Origin of the sequence: Streptomyces macrosporus (assembly GCF_039533145.1) — a bacterium.
GTDB lineage: Bacteria > Actinomycetota > Actinomycetes > Streptomycetales > Streptomycetaceae > Streptomyces > Streptomyces macrosporus.
Map to the genome: position 1 here is coordinate 234,969 of NZ_BAAASZ010000026.1, position 23,457 is coordinate 258,425.

Here is a 23,457-nt window from a genome sequence, read left to right on the forward strand (position 1 = left end):
CACCGCGGACGCGGTGGCCGCCTCGCGCCGTCCGGGGCGGACACTCTCCGCGAATGATCGCTCTCCCAGCGTTCACCCCGCTCAAGGTCTTGACGGGAGATAACGCTTCGGGCTGTTCTTAGAGTTCACGTGTTGGAGACAAGCCGCACCCCGTTGGCGTGGTGCGGCCGACGGGCAGGTGGTCGAGCCTCCCGTCGAGGCGGGAGTGGATGGGTCGTGGAGACTCCGGGGTCGCAGTCCTCGCTGCACCGGGCCAATCTGGAACGGGTGGTACGGGCCGTGCGCATGGCGGGCTCGCTCACCCAGGCGGAGATTGCCCGGACCACCGGACTGTCGGCCGCGACGGTCTCCAACATCGTCCGGGAGCTGAAGGACAACGGCACGGTCGAGGTCACCCCGACCTCCGCCGGCGGCCGTCGGGCCCGCAGCGTCTCGCTCTCCGGCGACGCCGGGATCGTCGTCGGCGTCGACTTCGGCCACTCGCACCTGCGCGTGGCCATCGGCAACCTGGCCCACCAGGTGCTCGCCGAGGAGGCCGAGCCGTTCGACGTGGACGTCTCCGCCTCGCAGGGCTTCGACCGGGCCGAACAGCTCGTCGAGCGGCTGATCTCCTCGACCGGCTTCGGCCGCGAGAAGGTCATCGGGATGGGCCTGGGCGTCCCCGGCCCCATCGACGTCGAGACCGGGGCGCTGGGCTCGACGGCCATCCTGCCGGGCTGGGCCGGGGCCAACCCGCGCGAGGAGATGGCCGCCCGGCTCGGCGTGGAGGTCCACGTCGACAACGACGCCAACCTCGGCGCGCTCGGCGAGCTGGTGTGGGGCGGCGGGCGCGGCGCGCGGGACCTGGCGTACATCAAGGTCGCCAGCGGCGTCGGCGCGGGGCTGGTGATCAACGGGCAGATCTACCGCGGCCCCGGCGGCACGGCGGGGGAGATCGGCCACATCACCCTGGACGAGTCCGGCCCGGTGTGCCGCTGCGGCAACCGGGGCTGTCTGGAGACGTTCACCGCGGCCCCCTACGTCCTGCCCCTGCTGCGCCCGAGCCACGGCCCCGAGCTGACCATGGCCGAGATGGTCCGGCTCGCCCGCTCGGGCGACCTGGGCTGCCGCCGGGTGGTGGCCGACGTCGGGCGCCACATCGGCAGCGGCGTCGCCAACCTCTGCAACCTGCTCAACCCCAGCCGGGTGGTGCTCGGCGGCGACCTCGCCGAGGCCGGCGAACTGGTGCTCGACCCGATCCGCGACTCCGTCTCCCGGTACGCCATCCCCAGCGCGGCCCGGCGGCTGAAGGTCGTCCCCGGAGCCCTCGGCGGGCGCGCGGAGGTGCTGGGCGCGCTGGCGCTGGTGCTGAGCGAGATGGGCGACTCGACGCTGCTGGACGGCTCGCTGAACGCCGTGGGCGCCGTGCCGGCGGTCGCCGCGTCCGCCGGGGCCTGAGCCCCCGCGGTCCGGCCCCCTCCCCGCTCCGGGCCCCCGTTCCGGGCGGCCGACGCGCCCCGCGGGGCCCCACCGGCCTTGTCGGGTCCGTCGGAGGCGGCGGACGGGCGGACACCCCTCGAAGGACCGGACGGTCGGACTGGACCGGTTGATCGAGAGAGCGCTCTCATAGCCACTCTGCGTTCACTTTGTTCACGCAAGGCATCGTTGCGTTCTCGTTAAGGATTTACTTCTTGACGGCAGTTGTCCCTCCGAGTTGACTTCCTGCCACCTCGGCCGCAGTGACGCGGCCTCGTCAGGGAGGTTCCTGGATGAACACGCAACTGCGCCGTGCCGCTGTGGCCATGGCCGCGACCGCCATGGCCGTCTCGCTCGCCGCCTGTGGCAGCGCGAAGGAGGCCGGAGACAACGGCTCGGGCGGCGGCGAGAAGAAGAAGGACGGCCCGCTGACCATCGGTCTGCTGCTGCCGGAGGACCAGACGGCCCGTTACGAGAACTTCGACAAGCCCCTGATCGAAGAGAAGATCAAGGAGCTGTGCCCCGACTGCAAGGTCAGCTACGTCAACGCCAAGGAAGACGCGTCGACCCAGCAGCAGCAGATGAACTCGATGGTCACCAAGAAGGTCGACGCGATCATCCTGGACGCCGTGGACGCCAAGTCCATCGCGGGCTCGGTGAAGAAGGCGGCCGACGCCGGCATCCCCGTCGTCGCCTACGACCGCCTCGCCGAGGGCCCGATCGCGGCCTACACCTCCTTCGACAACGAGCAGGTCGGCAAGGTCCAGGGCGAGGCCCTGCTGAAGGAACTGGGCGACAAGGCCAAGGACGGCCAGATCGTCATGATGAACGGGTCGCCGACCGACCCCAACGCCGCCCAGTTCAAGAAGGGCGCCAAGTCGGTCCTCGACGGCAAGGTCAAGGTGGGCAAGTCCTACGACACCACCGGCTGGAAGCCCGAAGAGGCCAACAAGAACATGAGCGGCGCCATCGCCTCCCTGGGCAAGAAGAACATCGTCGGCGTCTACTCCGCCAACGACGGCATGGCGGGCGGCATCATCACCGCGCTCAAGAGCGCCGGCGTCGACCCGCTGCCCCCGGTCACCGGCCAGGACGCCGAGCTCGCGGGTGTCCAGCGCATCGTCGCCGGTGAGCAGTTCATGACGGTCTACAAGCCGTTCAAGCCCGAGGCGTACGCCGCCGCCGAGATGGCCGTGGCCGTCGCCCGCGGCGAGGACCCCAAGACGGAGACCACCGTCGACAGCGCCACCGCCAAGGACGTTCCCGCCACCCTGATCGAGCCGATCGCGGTGACCGTGGAGAACCTCAAGGACACCGTCATCAAGGACGGTCTCTACAAGATCGAGGACATCTGCACGCCGGAGTACGAGAAGGCGTGCGAGAAGGCCGGCCTGAAGTAAGCCGCCCGGACCGTCCCCCGACCCCGTCGGTGCCCGCGCCCCCTCCCACCCCGCCGGGGGCGCGGGCACCGGCCGGTCATCCCCTCGCGCTCTTCTAGGAGTTGGTTCACGTGTCCGCTACGCCTGTACTGGCGTTGCGCGGAATCTCCAAGCGCTTCGGTGCCGTTCAGGCGCTCACCGATGTCGAACTGGAGGTCCACGCCGGCGAGGTCGTCGCTCTTGTGGGCGACAACGGCGCCGGAAAGTCCACCCTCGTCAAGACGATCGCCGGCGTCAGCCCCGCCGACGAGGGTGTCTTCGAATGGCAGGGCAGGCCCGTCGAGGTCAATCGGCCGCACGACGCCCAGGAGTTGGGCATCGCGACCGTCTACCAGGACCTCGCCCTCTGCGACAACCTCGACGTCGTCGGCAACCTGTTCCTCGGCCGCGAGATCAAGCGCGGCGGCGTGCTCGACGAGATCGAGATGGAGCGCCGCAGCCGGGAACTGCTCGACACCCTGTCGATCCGCATCCCCAGCGTCCGCATCCCCATCGCCTCGCTCTCCGGCGGCCAGCGGCAGACCGTCGCGATCGCCCGCTCGATGCTGGGCGAGCCCAAGCTCGTCATCCTCGACGAGCCCACCGCCGCCCTCGGCGTCGAGCAGACCGCCCAGGTGCTGGACCTGGTGGAGAGGCTGCGCGAGCGCGGCCTCGCCGTCATCCTCATCAGCCACAACATGGCGGACGTCAAGGCGGTCGCCGACAAGGTGGCGGTGCTCCGACTCGGCCGCAACAACGGCGTCTTCGACGTCGCGAGCACATCGCAGGAAGAGATCATCTCCGCCATCACCGGCGCCACGGACAACGCCGTGACCCGCCGCAAGGCGCGTACCGCGGGGAGCCGACAGTGACCGAGACCAACCTTTCCAAGACCCCGTCCGAGAGCGCGGCGGACACCGCCCCGGCCACGAACGGCAACGATGTCGCCAAGGGCGCCACCGTCGCCGTCGACCCGCGGCTGCTGGTGCGCGAGCAGGGCTTCGCCGGCTACTGGACCGACTTCAAGCGGAAGATGCGCTCCGGCGAACTGGGCTCCGTCCCGGTCGTGGTCGGCCTGATCATCATCTGGGCCATCTTCCAGTCGATGGACCCGGCCTTCCTCTCCGCGGAGAACCTGTCCAACCTGTCGGTCTACATCGTCGGCACCGGACTGATATCCGTCGGCATCGTCTTCGTGCTGCTGCTCGGCGAGATCGACCTGTCGGTCGGCTCGGTCAGCGGTCTGGCCTCGGCCATCTTCGCCGTACTGGCCGTCAACAACGGCGTCACCGAGTGGGTGGCGGTCCTCGCGGCCCTGCTCACCGGCGCGGTGATCGGCGCGCTCCACGGCTTCTTCTTCGCGAAGATCGGCGTGCCCGCCTTCGTCGTCACCCTCGCCGGTCTGCTCGCCTGGAACGGCCTGATGCTGAAGGTGCTCGGCACCACCGGCACCATCAACCTGCGGGACGACAGCCTCGTCGGCACCCTCTCCAACCACTACTTCGCCGACATCGCCGTCGCCTACGGCACCGCGGCGGTCGCGGTGGGCGTCTTCTTCGTCACCCAGTTCCTCGGCGCCCGGCGCCGCGCGGCGGCCGGCATCCCCTCCCGCCCGGTGAGCGAGATCGCGGTCCGCACCGCGCTGCTGGCCGTGCTCGCCTTCGGCGCCGCCTACATGCTCAACCAGTACAAGGGCATGCCGCTGGCGCTGCTGATCTTCCTGGTCGTGCTGGTGGCGCTGGACTTCCTGCTGCGGCGCACCGCCTACGGCCGCAAGGTCTTCGCGCTGGGCGGCAACACCGAGGCGGCCCGCCGCGCGGGCATCAACGTCGAACTCGTCCGCATCTCGGTGTTCTCCATCGCGGGCACCATGGCCGCCTTCGGCGGACTGATGATCGCCTCCCGCATCCTGGCCGCCAACCAGGGCGCCGGCACCGGCAACCTGCTGATGGAGGCCATCGCCGCGGCGGTCATCGGCGGCACCAGCCTCTTCGGCGGACGCGGCAACGTGTGGTCCGCCCTGCTGGGCATGCTGGTCATCGGCTCGATCGCCAACGGCATGGCCCTGCTGGGCATCGCCGCCGCCGTCCAGTACATGATCACGGGTGCCGTGCTGCTGGCCGCGGTCGTCATCGACTCGGTCTCCCGGCGCACCCAGCGGTCCGCGGGTCGCGGCTGACCCGCCGGTTCCGCACCCACACCGTCCCGTCCGGTGCCGGGCTCCCCACGCGGGGCCCGGCACCGGCCGTGTGCGGGGCCCCGCGTGTGACGGGGATCGCGCCGGCCGCCGTACGCCGTCGCGAGGGGAACACTAGACTCGTCGAACCGGCACAGGCCCGTACGGCTCGACCAGCAAGGAGGCACGGGTGGCTCTGCTGACCCGCATCACGGGACCGCGAGATCTCGACCGGCTCGGCCCCGACCAGCTCGATCAGCTCGCTCGGGAGATCCGGACCTTCCTCGTCGACGCGGTCTCGAAGACCGGCGGCCACCTGGGACCCAACCTGGGCGTGGTGGAGCTGACCATCGCCCTGCACCGGGTCTTCGACTCGCCGCGGGACAAGGTCCTCTTCGACACCGGACACCAGAGCTACGTGCACAAGCTGCTCACCGGACGGCAGGACTTCTCCCGGCTCCGCGCCAAGGGCGGCCTCTCCGGCTACCCCTCACGGGCCGAGTCCGAGCACGACGTCATCGAGAACAGCCACGCCTCGACGGTGCTGGGCTGGGCCGACGGCCTGGCCAAGGCCAATCAGGTGACGGGCCGGAAGGACCACGTCGTCGCGGTCATCGGCGACGGCGCCCTGACCGGCGGCATGGCCTGGGAGGCGCTGAACAACATCGCCGCCGCCAAGGACCGCCCCTTGGTCATCGTGGTCAACGACAACGAGCGGTCCTACGCGCCGACCATCGGCGGTCTGGCCAACCACCTGGCCACGCTCCGCACCACCGACGGCTACGAGCGCTTCCTCGCCCGCAGCAAGGAACTCCTCAACCGCACCCCGGTCGTCGGCAAGCCGCTGTACGAGACGCTGCACGGCGCCAAGAAGGGCATCAAGGACGTCATCGCCCCGCAGGGCATGTTCGAGGACCTGGGCCTGAAGTACGTCGGCCCCATCGACGGCCACGACATAGCGGCCCTGGAATCCGCCCTGACCCGCGCCAAGCGCTTCAACGGCCCGGTCATCGTCCACTGCCTGACGGAGAAGGGCCGCGGCTACCAGCCCGCCGTCCAGGACGAGGCCGACCGCTTCCACGCCGTCGGCGTCATCCACCCCGACACGGGCCTGCCGGTGTCGGCCGCCGGTCTGGACTGGACCTCGGTCTTCGGCGAGGAGATGGTCAAGCTCGGCCACGAGCGCCCCGACATCGTCGCCATCACCGCCGCGATGCTCCAGCCGGTGGGCCTGCAGAAGTTCGCCGAGACCTTCCCCGACCGCGTCTACGACGTGGGCATCGCCGAACAGCACGGCGCCGTCTCGGCGGCCGGCCTCGCCACCGGCGGGCTGCACCCGGTCTTCGCCGTCTACGCCACCTTCCTCAACCGGGCCTTCGACCAGGTGCTGATGGACGTCGCCCTGCACAAGTGCGGGGTGACCTTCGTCCTGGACCGGGCCGGGGTCACCGGCACCGACGGGCCCTCCCACAACGGCATGTGGGACATGTCGATCCTCCAGGTCGTCCCCGGCCTGCGGATCGCCGCGCCGCGCGACGCCGACCAGCTCCGCGCCCAGCTCCGCGAGGCCGTGGACGTCGACGACGCCCCGACCGTCGTCCGCTTCTCCAAGGGCGCGGTCGGACCGGCGGTCGCGGCGGTCGGCACGGTCGGCGGCATGGACGTGCTGCGCGAGCCGGAGCTGGAGGAGGGCGAGCGGCCCGACGTCCTGCTGGTCTCCGTCGGCGCGCTGGCCCCGATGTGCCTGGAGGTCGCCGACCTCCTCGACAAGCAGGGCATCTCCACCACCGTGGTCGACCCGCGCTGGGTCAAGCCGGTCGACGAGGCGCTGCCGCCGCTGGCCGCCCGGCACCGCGTCGTCGTCACCGTGGAGGACAACATCCGGGTGGGCGGCGTCGGTTCGGCGATCGCCCAGACGCTGCGCGACGCGGGCGTGGACGTGCCGCTGCGCGACTTCGGCATCCCGCCGAGGTTCCTGGACCACGCCTCCCGCAACGAGGTGCTGGCCGAGATCGGCCTGACCGCCCCGGACATCGCCCGCCAGGTCACCGGGCTCGTCGCCAAGCTCGACGGTCGCTACGGCGGCGAGTCCGCCGCCGAGCACGCCGCCGAGATCACCCACGACTGACGACGCCCGGTCCCGTCCGGCGCGACGCCCCGGCGCCCCGCGACGCCGCGCCGGACGGGACCGTTCCCGGTCGGGCCGGCCGGACGGTCGGCCCGACCGGACAGGTGGTGCCCATGCCGACAGCCGCCGAGCCGCCGCGCTCCACCGCCGGCGCGCCGGAGCCGACGGACCCGAGGACGCCGGCCCGTCCCGCCGCGGACGCGCGACCGTTCTGGCCCGTCCTGCTGCCCGTGCTCCTGGCGCTGGCCGCGCTCACCCGCGTCCCGTCCTTCCTGCGCCCGGTGTGGAACCCCGACGAGGGCTTCCTCGCCACCCAGGCCCGGATGCTCGCGGACGGCGGTGTGCTCTACGACACCGTCGTCGACCGCAAGCCGCCGCTGCTGCCCTGGCTGTACCAGGGGACGTTCGCCCTCTTCGGCGACGAGTCGCTGTGGCCGCCGAAGGCCGCGGCCGTGTTGGCGGTGGCGACGACGGCCGCCCTGCTGGCCTCCCTCGCCCGCCGCCGTTGGGGCGAGCGGGCCGGATGGACGGCCGGGCTGCTCTACGCGCCGGTCTCGGTCTGCCTCGGCCCCGAGGACGCCCAGGCGGCCAACTTCGAGATCTTCGCGCTGCCGTTCACGGTCGCGGCCGTCTGGTGCGCCGACCGCCGGCGCTGGGGAGCGGCCGGGCTCGCGGTCGCCGGGGCCTTCCTGGTGAAACAGACGGGCGGCGCCGTGCTGCTGCCCGTGGCGTACCTGCTGTGGCGGTCGGTGCCGCGCGGCCGGGAGCGGTGGACGGCGCTCGCCCGGCTCGGCGCCGGCTCCGCGGTACCCGTCGTGGCCGTGGCGCTGGCCACCGGCTGGCGGGGCTTCCTGTTCTGGACGGTCACCGGCTCCGGCTCGTACGCCTCCTTCGCCGGGTCGGAACTGCACGTGCTCGGCCGGGGGCTGGGCAACACCGCCCTCGTGGCCGCCGGGTACGTCGGACTGCTGGTGCCGTTGGCGGCGGCGCTGCGCGGGCGGGTGCCGGGCCGGCGCCGCGTCCTGACGCCCGATCTGTGGGTCTGGCTCGCGGCGTCCGCGATCGCCGTGCTCTCCGGCTTCCACTTCTTCGGGCACTACTACCTCCAGCTCCTGCCGCCGCTGGTCCTGCTGGCCACCGGCGCCCTGCGCCTGCTGCCCGCCGACCGGCTGCGCACCACGGCGCTGTGCTGCGCGCTGTCGTGCTCGGTGTTCCTGGGCTGGACCGCGGTGGCGGACGACACCGAACTGGAGCACGCCCGACGGGTCGCCGCCGCCGTGCGCGAGCACGCCGCGCCGGACGAGAAGGTGCTGATCTGGGGCATGCACCCGGAGGGCTACTGGTTCGCCGACCGCGCCCCGGCCAGCCGCTACCTCACCGCCGGACTGCTCACCAACTTCAGCGGCGGCCGGGACGGGCACCGGGTGGGCGAGCGGTACGGCGTCGAGGGCGGTTGGCGGACCTTCCGCGCCGAACTGACGAAGGATCCGCCGAAGGTGGTCGTCGACGACTCGCGCGGCAAGCCGTACGCCCCCTCCCGGATGCCGACCCTGCGCTCCTTCCTCGCGGCCCACTACGAGCGCGTGGAACGGGTGGACGGCGCGGTGGTGTACGTCCTGCGCGCGGAACGCTGAGCCGCGCCCGGGCGTTCAGCGGACCGAGCGGGGGCCCGCCGGCTCGGCGCCCAACTCCTCCACCCGCGCGCGCAGCTCCCGGTCGGCGGTGACCACCACGCAGCGCCGCCCGGCGCCCTCGGTGGCCACCAGCTCCACGATCCGGTCGTCCCCGCTGCCGGGGGCGGCCACCACCCGTACGCCGGGCACGGAGGCCACCTCGCGCGCCGCGCCCTCCACGACGAGCACGATCTCCTCGTCCCCGCGCTCCGCGCGCTCCGCGAGCCGGTCCCGCAGCCGCTCGGCCGCCCCGTGCCGATCCCGCCACCAGCCGTCGGGCACCGAGCCGACGACGTTGGCGGCGTCCACGACCAGAAGAGTGCGCTCACACATGGCTTCAGGGTGTCACGCGCACACGACGCGAGGGCGCCCGCCCGCACGGGGCGTGCGGGCGGGCGCCCTCGGACGCGGTGCGTCGGCGGTGCGTCGGCGGTGTGCCGCTCAGCGCGGGACGCTCGCGACGCCCGGCTCCAGGAACCGCTTGCCGGTGACGCGCTCGGAGACGCCCTCGCGGTCCAGGTACGGCGTGATGCCGCCCAGGTGGAAGGGCCAGCCGGCGCCGGTGATCAGGCACAGGTCGATGTCCTGCGCCTCGGCGACGACGCCCTCGTCGAGCATCAGCCGGATCTCCTCGGCGATCGCGTCCAGGGCGCGCTCGCGGACCTGCTCCTCCGTCAGGACGGTGTCACCGGTGCGGAAGAGGGCGGCGACCTCCGGGTCCAGCTCCGGCTTGCCGGAGTCGTACACGTACAGGGTGCGCTTGCCCGCCTCGACGACGCGGCCGAGGTTCTCCGAGACGCCGAAGCGGTCGGGGAACGCGGCGTTGAGGGTGCCCGCCACGTGGTGGGCGACCGCCGGGCCGACCAGCTCCAGCAGGACGATCGGCGACATGGGCAGGCCCAGCGGCGCCAGCGCCCGGTCGGCGACCTCCACGGGGGTGCCCTCGTCGATGGAGCGCAGCACCTCGCCCAGGAAGCGGGTCAGGATGCGGTTGACGACGAACGCCGGGGCGTCCTTGACCAGGACGGCCGTCTTCTTCAGCGACTTGGCGACCGCGAAGGCCGTCGCCAGCGAGGCGTCGTCGGTCTGCTCGGCGCGGACGATCTCCAGCAGCGGCAGGACGGCGACCGGGTTGAAGAAGTGGAAGCCCACGACCCGCTCGGGGTGCCTGAGCTTGCTCGCCATCTCGGTGACCGACAGCGAGGAGGTGTTGGTGGCGAGGATGGCGTGCTCGGGCACGACCGCCTCGACCTCGGCGAACACCTGCTGCTTGACGCCCATCTCCTCGAAGACGGCCTCGATGACGAAGTCGGCGTCCGAGAAGGCCTCGGCCTTGTCCAGCGCGCCGGAGACCAGGGCCTTGAGGCGGTTGGCCTTGTCCTGGTTGACGCGGCCCTTCAGCAGGAGCTTGTCGATCTCCTCGTGGACGTAGGCGACGCCCTTGTCGATCCGCTCCTGGTCGATGTCGGTCAGGACGACCGGCACCTCCAGACGGCGGACGAACAGCAGCGCCAGCTGCGAGGCCATCAGACCCGCGCCGACGACGCCGACCTTGGTGACCGGGCGGGCCAGCGACTTGTCGGGGGCGCCGGCCGGCCGCTTGGCGCGCTTGTTCACCAGGTTGAAGGCGTACAGGCCGCTGCGCAGCTCGTCGCTCATGATCAGGTCGGCCAGCGCCTCGTCCTCGGCCGCGAAGCCCTGCCGCAGGTCGCCGTTCTTGGCCGCCGCGATGATGTCCAGCGCGCGGTACGCGGCCGGGGCCGCCCCGTGCACCTTGGCGTCGGCGATGCCGCGCCCGCGGGCGACGGCCTGGTCCCACGCCTCGCCGCGGTCGACGTCCGGACGGTCCACCTCGATCTCGCCGCGGAGCACCGAGGCGGTCCAGATCAGGGACTGCTCCAGGAAGTCGGCGCCGTCGAAGATGGCGTCGGCGATGCCCAGCTCGTAGACCTGCGCGCCCTTGAGCTGCTTGTTCTGGTTGAGCGAGTTCTCGATGATCACCGAGACCGCGCGGTCGGCGCCGATCAGGTTCGGCAGCAGGGTGCAGCCGCCCCAGCCGGGGACCAGACCGAGGAAGACCTCGGGCAGGGAGAAGGCGGGGATGGCCCGGGAGACCGTGCGGTAGCCGCAGTGCAGACCCACCTCGACGCCGCCGCCCATCGCCGCGCCGTTGTAGTACGCGAAGGTGGGCACGGCCAGGGAGGACAGCCGCTTGAAGACGTCGTGGCCGCCCTTGGCGATGGCCAGCGCGTTCTCGCGGCTCTTGACGACCTCGACGCCCTTGAGGTCGGCGCCGACGGCGAAGACGAACGGCTTGCCGGTGATGCCGACGCCGACGATCTCGCCCTTGGCGGCCTCCGCCTCGACCTGGTCGATCGCCTTGTCCAGGTTGGCCAGCGACTGCGGGCCGAGGGTGGTGGGCTTGGTGTGGTCGAACCCGTTGTCCAGGGTGATCAGCGCGAACCGCCCGGCTCCCTGGGGGAGGTCGAGGTGGCGTACCTGCGCGCTGGTGACGACCTCGTCGGGGAACAGGTCGGCCGCGCTCTTCAGCAGATCGGCGGTGGTGCTCACTTGCCCTCCCAGTGGGGGTTCTCCCAGATCACGGTGCCGCCCATGCCGAAACCGACGCACATGGTGGTCAGGCCGTAGCGGACGTGCGGCTGCTCCTCGAACTGCCGCGCGAGCTGCGTCATCAGGCGGACGCCCGACGAGGCCAGCGGGTGCCCGAACGCGATGGCGCCGCCGTACTGGTTGACGCGCGGGTCGTCGTCGGCGATGCCGTAGTGGTCCAGGAAGGCCAGCACCTGGACGGCGAACGCCTCGTTGATCTCGAACAGGCCGATGTCGTCGATCGACAGGCCGGCCTTGGCCAGCGCCTTCTCGGTGGAGGGGATCGGGCCGATGCCCATGACCTCCGGCTCCACACCCGCGAAGGCGTAGGAGACCAGGCGCATCTTGACCGGCAGGCCCAGCTCCCGCGCCACGTCCTCGGCGGCGATCAGGGAGGCGGTGGCACCGTCGTTGAGGCCCGCGGCGTTGCCCGCGGTGACCCGGCCGTGGGTGCGGAAGGGGGTCTTCAGCCCGGCGAGCTGCTCCAGGGTGGTGCCCGGGCGCATCGGCTCGTCGGCCGTGACCAGGCCCCAGCCGGCCTCTCCGCCCGAGTTCTCGGCGACCGCGGCGGTGCGGCGGACGGCGACCGGCACCAGGTCGGCCTGGATCTTGCCGTCGGCGTACGCCTTGGCGGCCTTCTCCTGGCTGCGCACCGCGTACTCGTCGGCGCGCCGCTTGGTGATGTGCGGGAAGCGGTCGTGGAGGTTCTCCGCCGTCATGCCCATGAACAGGGCGGACTGGTCGACCAGCTTCTCGGAGACGAAGCGCGGGTTGGGGTCCACGCCCTCGCCCATCGGGTGGCGACCCATGTGCTCGACACCGCCCGCGACGACGACGTCGTACGCGCCGAAGGCGATCGACCCGGAGGTCGTGGTCACGGCGGTCATGGCACCGGCGCACATGCGGTCGATGGAGTAGCCGGGCACGGTGTTCGGCAGTCCGGCCAGGATGCCGGCGGTGCGGCCGAGGGTGAGGCCCTGGTCGCCGATCTGGGTCGTCGCGGCGATGGCGACCTCGTCGATGCGCTCCGGGGGCAGACTCGGGTTGCGGCGCAGCAGCTCACGGATGCACTTGACGACCAGGTCGTCGGCGCGGGTCTCGTGGTAGATGCCCTTCGGGCCCGCCTTGCCGAACGGGGTGCGAACGCCGTCGACGAAGACGACGTCCCTAGCGGTACGAGGCACGTTGGCTCTCCTCCAGATGCGGCCAGGGGTCCGGGGGTGCGTCCCCCGGGGAAGCAGCGGTCGCCGGAGACGGCGTCCTTCCCGCCATAATGCTACCGGCCGGTAACTGATGGAGTGCAAGGGGCGCCCCGGGGGAGGGGCGCACGTCACACGCGGCCCCTCCCTCGGATGGGGGAGGACGTCCGAGGCGGGCGGACGGTCCGGAGCCCCCGGGAGGCGGGCGCGCCCCGGCGGAACGGTCCGGAGGGGGCGTGTGCCCCCGCCGGACGTCAGATGTCGTACATGCCCTGGAACAGGACGAAGCCGAGGAGCATCCCGCCGATCAGGCCCGCGACGGAGACCCCGATGGCGGTCCCGCCGAGCCGCTCGCCCTTGGAGTTCGCGACCACCCCGCAGATGATCCCCGCGATGCCGAAGAGCGGCGGGCAGAACAGGAAAGCGATGCAGCCGAGCACGATCCCGACCACGCTGAGCGTGTTGGAGGGCTTCGGCGGCTGGGGCTGGTACGGCTGGTGCGGATAGGACATCCTGCATCCCCCCTGAATCGTCGATGGGCGATCACTCTACGTGTCGCCGTCCCGCGGGGGGAAGGTCGGTCCGCGGGGCGCCACGGCGCGACGGGGGCGGGCCGCCGGGCCCCGGTCCTCCTTCCGCGGTGCCGGGAGGGAGCCGGGGCCGACGCGGCGGGGCGCTACGGCCGGTTCTTCGGCGGCTCGGCCGACAGGGCGGCCGTCAGCAGCGCCGCCGTCTGCTCGATCTGCCATTCCCGCGCGCCGTGTGCGCGCAGCGCGTCCGCGACCGCGGACTCGGAGATCTCGTCCGGCGGCTCCCAGCACAGCCGCCGCACGGTGTCGGGCGAGAGCAGGTTCTCCTGGGGGAGGTCCAACTCCTCCGCGCGACCGGTCACCGCGGCGCGCGCGGCCGAGAGCCGGGCGGCCGCGGCCGGGTCCTTGTCGGCCCAGGAGCGGGGCGGCGGAGGACCGCTCGGCGCCAGGGCGGGCGGCGGCAGCGCGCTCTCGGGCAGGGCGCGGGCGCGCTGGATCGCCGCGTACCACTGTTCGAGCTGCTTGCGCCCCATCCGGTGCCCGTACCCCGGCAGCGCGGCCAGCGCCTGCACGGAGGCGGGCATGGCCAGCGCCGCCTCCACGATGGCCGCGTCGGTGAGCACCTTGCCCGGCGAGACGTCGCGCCGCCGCGCCACCTGGTCGCGGGCCGTCCACAGCTCGCGCACGGCCGCCAGCTGCCGGCGCCTGCGGACCTTGTGCATGCCCGAGGTGCGGCGCCAGGGGTCCTTGCGGGGCGCGGGCGGCGGGGCGGCGGCGATGGCGGCGAACTCCTGGCGCGCCCACTCCAGCTTCCCCTGGCGGTCCAGCTCCTTCTCCAGGGCGTCGCGCAGGTCGATCAGCAGCTCCACGTCCAGCGCCGCGTACCGCAGCCAGGGCTCGGGCAGCGGGCGGGTGGACCAGTCCACCGCGGAGTGGCCCTTCTCCAGGGAGTAGCCCAGGACGTTCTCGACCATCGCCCCGAGGCCGACCCGGGCGAAGCCCGCGAGTCTGCCGGCCAGCTCGGTGTCGAACAGCCGCTTCGGTTGCATGCCTATCTCGCGCAGGCAGGGGAGGTCCTGGGTGGCGGCGTGGAGCACCCATTCGGCGTCCTCGATCGCCTCGCCGAGGGGGGTCAGGTTCGGGCAGCCGACCGGGTCGATCAGGGCGGTCCCCGCGCCCGCGCGGCGCAACTGGACGAGGTAGGCACGCTGCCCGTAGCGGTATCCGGACGCCCGCTCGGCGTCGACCGCGACGGGTCCGTGGCCCGCGGCGAAGGCGTCCACGACCTCGGCGAGGGCCTCGGGGGTGGCGGTCACGGACGGAATGCCCTCGCGTGGTTCCAGCAGGGGGACCGGCGCCGGACCCGTGTCCCCGGAGGGAGGCTGAGCCGCGTTGTCTATGGAGGTCTCTCGGGCGTCGGTCACGCGACAAGGGTATCCGTGTGCACGCAATGCGCAGTGCCCGCCGACGGAACGTCACGTCGACGGGCACCGGGCACGGCGGGGCCCGATGGGCCCGAGGGGGTGGGGGAGGGGGAGCGGGGGAATCCGGGCCGACGGGGCCCGGACCGCGGGAGCGGGGGTGCCGGGGAACCGGCCGGTGGAGTCGGTGGACGGTGGACGGTCAGTGGATGATGCCGGTGCGCAGGGCGACCGCGACCATGCCCGCGCGGTCGCCGGTGCCCAGCTTGCGGGCGATCCGGGCGAGGTGGCTCTTGACGGTCAGGGCGGACAGGCCCATGGAGACGCCGATCGCCTTGTTCGACTGGCCCTCCGCCACCAGCCGCAGCACCTCGATCTCCCGGCCGGACAGCTCGCGGTAGCCGCTGGGCTGACCGGGTGCGCCCGGCGGGCGACGGTGCATGCGGGCGGCGGCGGTGGCGCCGATGGGGGTGCCGCCGGGGCGGCCGGGGTGGCCGGGGGTGCCGCGGGTGCCGGTGACGACGTATCCCTTGACACCGCCCGCGAGGGCGTTGCGCACGGCGCCGATGTCGTCGGCGGCGGACAGGGCGAGGCCGTTGGGCCAGCCGGCCGCCCGGGTCTCGGAGAGCAGGGTCAGGCCGGAGCCATCGGGCAGGTGGACCTCGGCCACGCAGATGTCGCGTGGGTTGGCCACTCGGGGGCGGGCCTCCGCGATCGACGACGCCTCGATCACGTCCCTCACCCCGAGCGCCCACAGGTGGCGGGTGACGGTGGAACGGACGCGGGGGTCGGCGACGACGACCATGGCCGTCGGCTTGTTCGGGCGGTAGGCGACCAGGCTTGTGGGGTGCTCAAGAAGAACGGACACCGGGCCTCCTGGGGAGTGGAGAGCGGACGGAAGCCGACTTGGGGGGAGTCGGGATGAGCCCTGTGATGGGGTCACAGAATCCTTCGGCAACTCCGGGGTCCGGCTTTAGGGAATGATCACGAATGAGTGAGTGGCAATTCCGGCAAATCGGACATCAACTCGATCCGGGGAACCATCAGAGTGGCTGCGGGCCGCGGCGTTGCGGCAGTGGTACGACCGCCGCGCCCTCCCCGCTCTCCGGAGGCAGGCCCGCGCACTGGCACAGCAGGTCGCACCAGGCGTGCAGGTGCCCGGCCACCGCGCCCGCCGGCCCCTCCCGCGGGGTCCACGAGGCGCGGATCTCGATCTCCTCCCGCGGCGCGGGCCCGGCCAGCTCCCCGAAGGAGTACGAGCTCGTCCGCGTCACCGTGCCGCCCGGCTCGGCGTACGCCACCGCCCGCGCCTGGAGGGCGCCCGTCAGCCACGACCAGGTGACCTCGGGCAGCAGCGGGTCCGCCGCCATCTCCGGCTCCAGCTCGGCGCGGGCCAGGGTCACCACCCGGAACGTGCCCCGCCAGGCGTCCTGCCCGTCCGGGTCGTGCAGCAGCACGAACCGCCCGTCGGCCAGCTCCTCGCCGTCCACCTCGACCGACGCCTCCAGGGCGTACGCGAACGGCGCCAGCCGCCGGGGCGCCGGCAGCGGACCGAGCCGGACCTCCGGCCGCGGTCGCACCGCCTCCAGGGCCGCCACGGCCTGTCGGAAGGGGCGCGGGGCCTCCCCACCGCCGGGACCCTCCGCGCCGTCCGTCAGGTGTGCTCGCGCCGCTGCCATGGGCGGCAGCGTAGGCGGAACGGGTGTCTCGGGCGGGTAGGGACACGTGCGAGACTTCTGGTTGTGACCGCCGACGACCGTATCCCCGCCCCGACCTCCCCCTCCGCCCCGGAGGCCGCCCGACCCGGCGCCGCCGTCGCCGACTCCGCCTTCCTGCGGGCGTGTCGCCGCGAGCCGGTGCCGTACACCCCGGTGTGGTTCATGCGGCAGGCCGGCCGGTCCCTGCCGGAGTACCGCAGGGTGCGCGAGGGCATCGGGATGCTCGACTCCTGCATGCGCCCCGATCTCGTCGCCGAGATCACCCTCCAGCCCGTCCGCCGGCACAAGGTGGACGCGGCGATCTACTTCAGCGACATCGTCGTCCCCCTCAAGGCCATCGGCATCGACCTGGACATCAAGCCGGGCGTGGGCCCCGTCGTCGACCGGCCCTTCCGCACCCGCGAGGACCTGGAGCGGCTGCGCCCGCTGGACCCGGACGACGTGACGTACGTGACCGAGGCCGTGGGCGCGCTCACCGCCGAACTGGGCGCCACTCCGCTGATCGGCTTCGCCGGGGCCCCCTTCACCCTCGCCAGCTACCTCGTGGAGGGCGGGCCGTCCCGCAACCACGAGCACACCAAGGCGATGATGTACGGCGCCCCGGAGCTCTGGGCCGACCTGCTCGACCGCCTCGCGGACATCACCGCCGCCTTCCTGAAGGTGCAGATCGAGGCGGGCGCGAGCGCCGTCCAGCTCTTCGACTCCTGGGCCGGCGCCCTGGCCCCCGAGGACTACCGCCACTCGGTGCTGCCCGCCTCCGCCAAGGTCTTCGACGCCGTCGCCCCCTACGGCGTCCCCCGCATCCACTTCGGCGTCGGCACCGGCGAGCTGCTGGGAGCGATGGCCGAGGCGGGCGCGGACGTGGTCGGCGTCGACTGGCGGGTGCCGCTGGACGAGGCCGCCCGCCGCATCGGACCGGACAAGGCCGTCCAGGGCAACCTCGACCCGGCCGTGCTCTTCGCGCCGCGCCCGGCCGTCGAGGCCCAGGCGCGGCGCGTGCTGGACGCGGCCCGGGACCTGCCGGGCCACGTGTTCAACCTCGGCCACGGCGTCCTGCCCGACACCGACCCCGACGCGCTCACCCGGCTGGTGGAGTTCGTCCACGAGCAAACCGCCCGCTAGGACACGTCGGCCCGCGCCGCCCCTCCCGGCCCGTCGGTTCCGTCGGTCCCGCCGCCCACCGGCGGCGGAACCGTCACCGGCGCCGGTGGGACGGCGCGGGACGGGCGGCGGAGGCCCTCCGGCAGACGGCGGCGGACCAGCCGCCACACCAGCGCCACCACCAGGGCCGCCGCGGCGAAGGGCAGCACCGCGCCGATCACGACGACGATCCAGCGCAGCGCCGTGACAAAGGCGTCCCAACCGGCCGCCAGGGCCTCGCCGAAGCCGGGCGCGCCGTCCTCCTCCCGCACCGGCGTCCCGTCCGGCTCGTGCAGGGACAGGGTGACCGTGGCCATCCCGGTGCGCTCCTCCAGGGACTCCAGCCGCGCCTGGAGGGCCTCCAGGTCGGCCTGCCGGGCGCTCAGCTCGGACTCCAGGGTCACCACGTCGGACAGCTTCGTCGCCTCGTCCATCAGTTCCCGGACCCGCTCCACGCTGGCCTTCTGCGTCCTGATCCGGCTCTCCACGTCCACGACCCGGTCGGTGACGTCCTTCGCCGAGACCTTCCGCTCGACCAGCTTCCCGAGCCCGGCCAGCTCCTCCAGCACCTCCTCGTACTCCGCGGGCGGGACCCGCAGCGTCACCCGGGAGCGCTCGTGGCCCTCGGAATCCCGATCGGTGGACTCGCCGGCGACGTGGCCGCCCGCGGCCTCCACCGCGTCACGGGCCCGCGCCAGCGCGCCTGGCACGTCCCGCACCGTCACGATCAGCGAGGCGGTGCGGACGACGTGGGTCGCGGCGGGGTCGGGCGCCTCGTCGGCACGGCCCGGCTCCCGGTCGGCCGCCCCCTTCTCCCGTCCGCCGCCCTCCTCGACGGCGCCGGCCTCCTGCCGCGCCGCCTCGGGAGCCGCGAACCCCCGGTCGGCCGAAGCGGACTTCTCGCTGTCGCCGCCCGCCGCCCCGCACCCGGCGACCGCCAACGAGGCGGCCAGAAGGGTGGTGGCGAGGAGACCCGGGCGTGGCCGCCGGGGTCTGCGGGAGACGTCGGTCGGTGTGCCGTGTGCGAACATCGAACCCCCCAACACGTCTGCTGATGTCGGAAGTTGGACGGACGGCCCGACGGGCGGGTTGCCGGTTCCCGGTCGCGATGCGGTCACGGTCCGGACTCGGCCGGGCCACCGCTGCCGGGTGGGGGGAGGTCTGCGAGAGTGGAGACATGCACGTCATCGTCATCGGCGGCGGCATCTCCGGACTCGCCGCCGCCCACCACCTCCTCAAGGGCGGCGCGCGCGTGACCGTCCTGGAAGCCTCGGACCGGCTCGGCGGCAAGCTGTGCGCGGGCCGGATCGCGGACGTCGCCGTGGACCTGGGCGCGGAGTCGATGCTCGCCCGCCGCCCCGAGGCCGTCGAACTGGCCCGGGACGTCGGCCTCGGCGCCGCCCTCCAGCCGCCCGCGACGGCCACCGCGATGGTGTGGACCCGCGGGGAGCTGCGTCCGATGCCCACCGGGCACGTCATGGGCGTGCCCGCCGACCCCGCCGCCCTGGGCGGTGTGATCTCCCCGGAGGGCATCGCCCGCGCCGCCGAGGACGCCGAGCTGCCGCGCACCGGGGTCGGGGAGGACGTGGCCGTCGGCGAGTACGTCGCCGCGCGGCTCGGCCGCGAGGTCGTGGACCGGCTCGTGGAACCGCTGCTGGGCGGGGTGTACGCGGGGGACGCCTACCGGATCTCGATGCGTGCCGCCGTCCCCCGGCTCTACGACGCGGCCCGGCGGGAGCGCTCCCTGCTGGCCGCGGCGCGCGAGATCCAGCGGCGGACCGCCGCGCAGCGGCAGACGGGGCCCATGTTCATGGGCATCGAGGGCGGCGTCGGGCGGCTGCCCGGGGCCGTCGCCGACGCCTGCTGGGCGGCGGGGGCGGAGATCCTCACCGGCGTCGCCGCGACGGAGCTGCGCCGCACCAAGCGGGGCTGGACGGTGGCCACCGAGGGCCGGACGCGGGACGCGGACGCGGTGGTGCTGGCCGTCCCGGCGCCCGCCGCCGCGCGGCTGCTGGCGGACGAGGTCCCGGCCGCCGCGGCCGAGCTGGACGCCGTCGAGTACGCCTCCATGGCCCTGGTCACCCTGGCCTTCCGCCGCCGGAACCTGACGCGGGTCCCGGAGGGCAGCGGCTTCCTGGTGCCGCCCGTGGACGGGCACTCCATCAAGGCGTCCACCTTCTCGTCCAACAAGTGGTCGTGGGTCGCCGCCCAGGACCCCGACCTGTTCGTCCTGCGCACCTCCCTGGGCCGGTACGGGGAGGAGGAGGTCCTGCGGCTCGACGACGCCGAACTGGTGGAGCTCTCCCTGCGGGACCTGAAGTCCGCGATCGGACTCACCGCCCGCCCGGTGGCGCGCGTGGTCACCCGCTGGGAGAACGGGCTGCCGCAGTACCCGGTGGGCCACCTGGACCGCGTCGCCCGCGTCCGCCGGGACCTCGCCGCCCACCCGGGCCTGGCGGTCTGCGGGGCCGCCTACGACGGGGTGGGCATCCCGGCGTGCATCGCGAGCGGCCGCGCCGCCGCCGACACGGCGCTGCGGACCGCGGGGACCCGGTCACCGGCCCCCGGGACGGGCGCGTGAGAATGGCCGTATGACTGCTGAACCCCGCAAGGCGCCCAACGCGGGCAAGAGGGCCAAGGACCTCAACGAGGTCATCCGCTACACCATGTGGTCGGTCTTCCGGCTGCGCGAGGCGCTTCCCGAGGACCGCGCCGGCTACGCCGACGAGGTCCAGGAGCTGTTCGACCAGCTCGCCGCCAAGGACGTCACCGTGCGCGGCACCTACGACGTCTCCGGACTGCGCGCCGACGCCGACGTGATGATCTGGTGGCACGCGGAGACCTCCGAGGCGCTCCAGGAGGCGTACAACCTCTTCCGCCGCACGAGGCTGGGCCGCGCCCTGGAGCCGGTGTGGTCCAACATGGCGCTGCACCGTCCCGCCGAGTTCAACCGGTCGCACATCCCGGCCTTCCTCGCCGAGGAGGAGCCCCGCGCGTACGTGTGCGTCTACCCGTTCGTGCGCTCCTACGAGTGGTACGTGCTGCCCGACGAGGAGCGCCGCGGCATGCTCGCCGAGCACGGCAAGATGGCGCGCGGCTTCCCGGACGTGCGCGCCAACACCGTCGCCTCCTTCGCGCTGGGCGACTACGAGTGGCTGCTGGCCTTCGAGGCCGACGAGCTGCACCGCATCGTCGACCTCATGCGCCACCTGCGCGGCTCCAAGGCCCGCCTCCACGTCCGCGAGGAGGTCCCGTTCTACACCGGCCGCCGCAAGCCGGTGGCGGAGCTGGTGGCCGGCCTGGCCTGACCACCGGCCCGCCGCACCCCCGTACGCCCCGCCCCTTCGCGCCCCCACGCGCCTCCCGCGCCGTGGCGAGCCGGGGCGGGGGAGGGGCGGACGGGAGCGTGAGCGGCCCCGGTCCTCCGGCCCCGACCGATGCCGGCGGTTCCGGCCCGCGATGTGCGGTGGGGGGTCGAGCACGCACATTCCGAGGACCCGACCGTCGCACCTCGTGGTCGATGCGGGACGGACCGTGTGGCGAGCGCGGTCGGCGGATCTCCTAGGTGCCTCCGAACGGCAGCCGCCCTCGCCGGGACGCCGCTGCCGGCTCGTACGGCACGACGTCGGCCACGCGGACGCCCAGCCCGTTGTCGTACCGGTAGACGGAACCGACCAGCCGCACACCGCCGCTCAGACCACCCTCACCTCCGCTCACAAGCCACTCCACTGCTGCCGAGGGCCACACGGTGACCCGTCTGCGAAGTCCCACCCCGGCCGCCTCAAGCCCGACCCCGGCGCCCCCGGCACGTCAACTTCGGTGTGAGTCGAGCAAACGAGCCGAGGGTGCCAGAGGGTCTGTTCAAACCACCGCGCTGTGACGTGCCCCGGCCCTGTGGGGCACGTCGACGCGCCAGGTTCTGTCGGCCGGATCTCGCCGACTCGGTGACCGCACGCGCCCACTCTCCGGTGACGCCTTGGCGAGTATGTGCGTGGTTTGACAGAGTTCACAAACATACCCCAAGCTGTGCATGGCTTCGTCCGTCCGACCCCCGGCGTTCCCGGAGGAGAGTGCGCCCGCCATGCGTATGGAAGTGCTCGCCGGACGCGGGCGAGACCCGCGAGACATCGGGCGGGTTTACCCGCATGGCGACCATGGGATCGGCACGGAAAACCTGGAATGAGAGCAATGTCCTTCGAAGAGGAGCGCCACTCGTGCGCCTGTTAAACGACCTCAAGTTGACGCGGAGCAAGGAAGCGGGCAAGAGGAAGGAGGGCACGACCTGTTCGGGCGAGGCCTCCGCCGCCTACCCCGTGGAATGGAAGTTGGACGTTTCCGGGCAACCCGCGCTGACCATCCACGACAACCACTGGGAGAACGGCGAGCGGGACTTGACGCTCTACCAGCCCACCGTCGTCCCCGAGATGCCCGCGCCCCTCTCCAACCTGCACAACCGGCTGCGTTCCGGGATAGCGGCATCCCCGGGCCGTGCGGAACTGCGCATCATGCTGTATCCCACGTACGTCGATGAGAGGGGGAGGCCGCGGGTCAAGAAGTCCCTCACGACGGCGAGCCTCGCGCACCAGATGGGATTGCGCCACCTTCGGAAGTTGACCGCGCGCAAGGGGGTCACGCTGGGGCCCGCCTTCGACCGATCGGGCCCGCGCGGTGTCGACCTGGACGATCCGCAGGACGAGAGCCCCTTCCAACACGCCCTGTTCTTCCCCGCCGAGGACGACAAGACGCCGGTGGTCGCCTTCGTCCACTTCCGGATCGTGCCCGTCCTGCGCCACATCGGCTGGCTGCCCCGGACGGGAACCGACCCGGGCGGAAGGAGTGACCGTGGCAGGACGGCAGCGTGATGGAAGGGTCCGCAGCCTCAAGGGGCGAACGATCTGCTTCACGGGGCGTGTCCTCGTCGACGGTGTGTGGATGGTCAGGACACGCTGCGCCGAGGAGGCCGAACGGCGCGGCGCGATCTACAGAACCGATTTCTCCCGCGGCGTGACCCTCGTGGTGTACGGCGATCTCGCCGGCAAGGTCGTGACCGACCCCCGTCGGGCCTACAGCAGCACGCTCGTGGACGTCGAGGAGGAGCGTCGCCGGGGGCGGCACGTCTGCGTGGTGGACGGAGACGGGTTCTCGAACCTCCTCCGCCGCCGCTCCGCTCCCTGTCTGGAGCTGCGGCGGACCGGCCAGGGGGTGTTCGCCCTGTGCCGCCTCCCGAGGCCGGGGACGACATCCTCGGCGGATCCCTCCGGGTGCGGCGAGTCGGCCGGCACGCGCCCAAGGCCCTGACCGTGGACCTCGACAAGGCCACGGCGGCACACGAGTCGACGGTGGGCGCGCTCATCGCGCACCTGGGTGGCCGGGGGATCGACGTACGCACGTACGCACGTACGCCCGGAATGCTCCGAGATTTGACGCTGGTTGGTCACGCGGCGCAGAGGTCTTCATCGCCGAGGTCAAGAGCCTGAGCGACGCGAGCGAGGACCAGCAGATTCGTCTGGGTATCGGCCAAGTCCTCGACTACACCCACCAACTTCGGACCGCGCACCCCAACCGCCGCGTGCATCCGGTGCTGGTGCTGGAGAAGCGGCCCACCGATACCCGATGGGCCGCGCTTGCCGAGAATCTTGGCATCCGACTCTCCTGGGCACCCGAGTCCACCGGGATCTGATCCCTGCCGAGCCATGCGCGAACCGCAGAATCAGAAAAGACCCATCCGCGTACGGACGGGTGCCCCACCAGGCTTCGTACATACGTCACGCTGCGTACCTGGACGGCATGCACTCGAAAGGCAACCGGCCGACCTGCCCCGGCCGACCTGCCCCGGTCGGCCGGGCACCGGTGCAGGCACCGTGCACACCCGGAACCCGTAGATGTGCGCGAAGTCCGGCGGGTCCGCCGACTTCCTCAAGTCGAGGGTCACGCCGGTCCGGCGTTTCCCAGCCGTCGGATACCGCCATTCCAGGGCAGCTCGTCCTCG

General features: G+C 72.8%; 20 protein-coding genes. 11 read left to right on the top strand and 9 right to left on the bottom strand.

Going from position 1 to position 23,457, the window contains the following annotated elements; all coding sequences use genetic code 11:
- The first annotated feature begins 216 nt into the window (after positions 1 to 216).
- The 6 genes from ABD335_RS18050 (at position 217) to ABD335_RS18075 (ending at position 8,811) form a co-directional block, all read left to right on the top strand.
- Complete coding sequence (locus ABD335_RS18050) at positions 217 to 1,437, top strand: ROK family transcriptional regulator (protein ID WP_344324158.1); 1,221 nt, start codon at positions 217 to 219, stop codon at positions 1,435 to 1,437.
- A 311-nt stretch (positions 1,438 to 1,748) separates the two neighbouring features.
- Positions 1,749 to 2,855, top strand: coding sequence for an ABC transporter substrate-binding protein (locus ABD335_RS18055; protein ID WP_344324161.1), 1,107 nt, complete (start codon positions 1,749 to 1,751; stop codon positions 2,853 to 2,855).
- Positions 2,856 to 2,956: 101 nt separating this feature from the next.
- Positions 2,957 to 3,745, top strand: coding sequence for an ATP-binding cassette domain-containing protein (locus tag ABD335_RS18060; RefSeq protein ID WP_344324164.1), 789 nt, complete (start codon positions 2,957 to 2,959; stop codon positions 3,743 to 3,745).
- Entirely contained in the window at positions 3,742 to 5,052 is a 1,311-nt protein-coding gene (locus ABD335_RS18065; protein ID WP_344324167.1) for a sugar ABC transporter permease, read from the top strand. Before ABD335_RS18060 ends, ABD335_RS18065 begins: the two co-directional genes overlap by 4 nt.
- 187 nt (positions 5,053 to 5,239) lie before the next feature.
- Positions 5,240 to 7,177 (top strand): 1-deoxy-D-xylulose-5-phosphate synthase, encoded by a 1,938-nt coding sequence (gene dxs, locus ABD335_RS18070; RefSeq protein WP_344324170.1) that lies wholly within the window; start codon positions 5,240 to 5,242, stop codon positions 7,175 to 7,177.
- A 113-nt stretch (positions 7,178 to 7,290) separates the two neighbouring features.
- Positions 7,291 to 8,811: a glycosyltransferase family 39 protein gene (locus ABD335_RS18075; protein ID WP_344324173.1), complete on the top strand. Its 1,521-nt coding sequence runs from the start codon at positions 7,291 to 7,293 to the stop codon at positions 8,809 to 8,811.
- A gap of 15 nt (positions 8,812 to 8,826) precedes the next feature.
- Here ABD335_RS18075 and ABD335_RS18080 read toward each other — a convergent pair whose 3' ends face one another.
- From ABD335_RS18080 to ABD335_RS18110, 7 genes are all read right to left on the bottom strand, one after another.
- Positions 8,827 to 9,183 (bottom strand): NYN domain-containing protein, encoded by a 357-nt coding sequence (locus tag ABD335_RS18080; RefSeq protein WP_344324176.1) that lies wholly within the window; start codon positions 9,181 to 9,183, stop codon positions 8,827 to 8,829.
- Between the two features lie 108 nt (positions 9,184 to 9,291).
- Positions 9,292 to 11,421, bottom strand: a complete 2,130-nt coding sequence (locus ABD335_RS18085) for a 3-hydroxyacyl-CoA dehydrogenase NAD-binding domain-containing protein (protein WP_344324179.1) — start codon at positions 11,419 to 11,421, stop codon at positions 9,292 to 9,294.
- The gene (locus ABD335_RS18090; protein WP_344324182.1) at positions 11,418 to 12,644 is read right to left on the bottom strand and encodes a thiolase family protein; all 1,227 of its coding nucleotides are present in this window, start codon (positions 12,642 to 12,644) and stop codon (positions 11,418 to 11,420) included. The genes ABD335_RS18085 and ABD335_RS18090 overlap by 4 nt, the downstream gene beginning before the upstream one ends.
- 269 nt (positions 12,645 to 12,913) lie before the next feature.
- A complete protein-coding gene (locus ABD335_RS18095; RefSeq protein ID WP_344324184.1) occupies positions 12,914 to 13,171 on the bottom strand; it encodes a hypothetical protein in 258 nt (85 codons plus the stop codon).
- 164 nt (positions 13,172 to 13,335) lie between these two features.
- Positions 13,336 to 14,613, bottom strand: coding sequence for a ribonuclease D (locus tag ABD335_RS18100; RefSeq protein ID WP_344324187.1), 1,278 nt, complete (start codon positions 14,611 to 14,613; stop codon positions 13,336 to 13,338).
- Positions 14,614 to 14,812: 199 nt separating this feature from the next.
- Entirely contained in the window at positions 14,813 to 15,478 is a 666-nt protein-coding gene (locus ABD335_RS18105; protein WP_344324190.1) for a helix-turn-helix transcriptional regulator, read from the bottom strand.
- Positions 15,479 to 15,653: 175 nt separating this feature from the next.
- The gene (locus tag ABD335_RS18110) at positions 15,654 to 16,289 is read right to left on the bottom strand and encodes a DUF3000 domain-containing protein (protein WP_344324193.1); all 636 of its coding nucleotides are present in this window, start codon (positions 16,287 to 16,289) and stop codon (positions 15,654 to 15,656) included.
- An 81-nt stretch (positions 16,290 to 16,370) separates the two neighbouring features.
- Here ABD335_RS18110 and hemE point away from each other — a divergent pair, with 81 nt between their 5' ends.
- A complete protein-coding gene (hemE, locus tag ABD335_RS18115) occupies positions 16,371 to 17,450 on the top strand; it encodes a uroporphyrinogen decarboxylase (RefSeq protein ID WP_344324719.1) in 1,080 nt (359 codons plus the stop codon).
- Here the strand turns inward: hemE and ABD335_RS18120 are convergent.
- On the bottom strand, positions 17,447 to 18,499 hold the full coding sequence (locus ABD335_RS18120; RefSeq protein WP_344324195.1) for a DUF4349 domain-containing protein: 1,053 nt from the start codon (positions 18,497 to 18,499) through the stop codon (positions 17,447 to 17,449). The genes hemE and ABD335_RS18120 overlap by 4 nt on opposite strands.
- Positions 18,500 to 18,645: 146 nt before the next feature.
- Here ABD335_RS18120 and hemG point away from each other — a divergent pair, with 146 nt between their 5' ends.
- Positions 18,646 to 20,049 carry a protoporphyrinogen oxidase gene (gene hemG / locus ABD335_RS18125; protein ID WP_344324198.1) on the top strand — a complete coding sequence of 468 codons (1,404 nt, stop codon included), beginning with the start codon at positions 18,646 to 18,648 and terminating at the stop codon, positions 20,047 to 20,049.
- Between the two features lie 10 nt (positions 20,050 to 20,059).
- Positions 20,060 to 20,776 (top strand): hydrogen peroxide-dependent heme synthase, encoded by a 717-nt coding sequence (hemQ, locus tag ABD335_RS18130; protein ID WP_344324200.1) that lies wholly within the window; start codon positions 20,060 to 20,062, stop codon positions 20,774 to 20,776.
- Between the two features lie 253 nt (positions 20,777 to 21,029).
- Here the strand turns inward: hemQ and ABD335_RS18135 are convergent, their stop codons facing one another.
- Positions 21,030 to 21,185 carry a hypothetical protein gene (locus ABD335_RS18135; protein ID WP_344324203.1) on the bottom strand — a complete coding sequence of 52 codons (156 nt, stop codon included), beginning with the start codon at positions 21,183 to 21,185 and terminating at the stop codon, positions 21,030 to 21,032.
- Between the two features lie 497 nt (positions 21,186 to 21,682).
- On the opposite strand from ABD335_RS18135, the gene ABD335_RS18140 reads away from it, so the two are divergent.
- On the top strand, positions 21,683 to 22,330 hold the full coding sequence (locus ABD335_RS18140) for a hypothetical protein (protein WP_344324206.1): 648 nt from the start codon (positions 21,683 to 21,685) through the stop codon (positions 22,328 to 22,330).
- Between the two features lie 70 nt (positions 22,331 to 22,400).
- Positions 22,401 to 22,766 carry a BRCT domain-containing protein gene (locus tag ABD335_RS18145; RefSeq protein WP_344324209.1) on the top strand — a complete coding sequence of 122 codons (366 nt, stop codon included), beginning with the start codon at positions 22,401 to 22,403 and terminating at the stop codon, positions 22,764 to 22,766.
- Positions 22,767 to 23,457 lie beyond the last annotated feature (691 nt).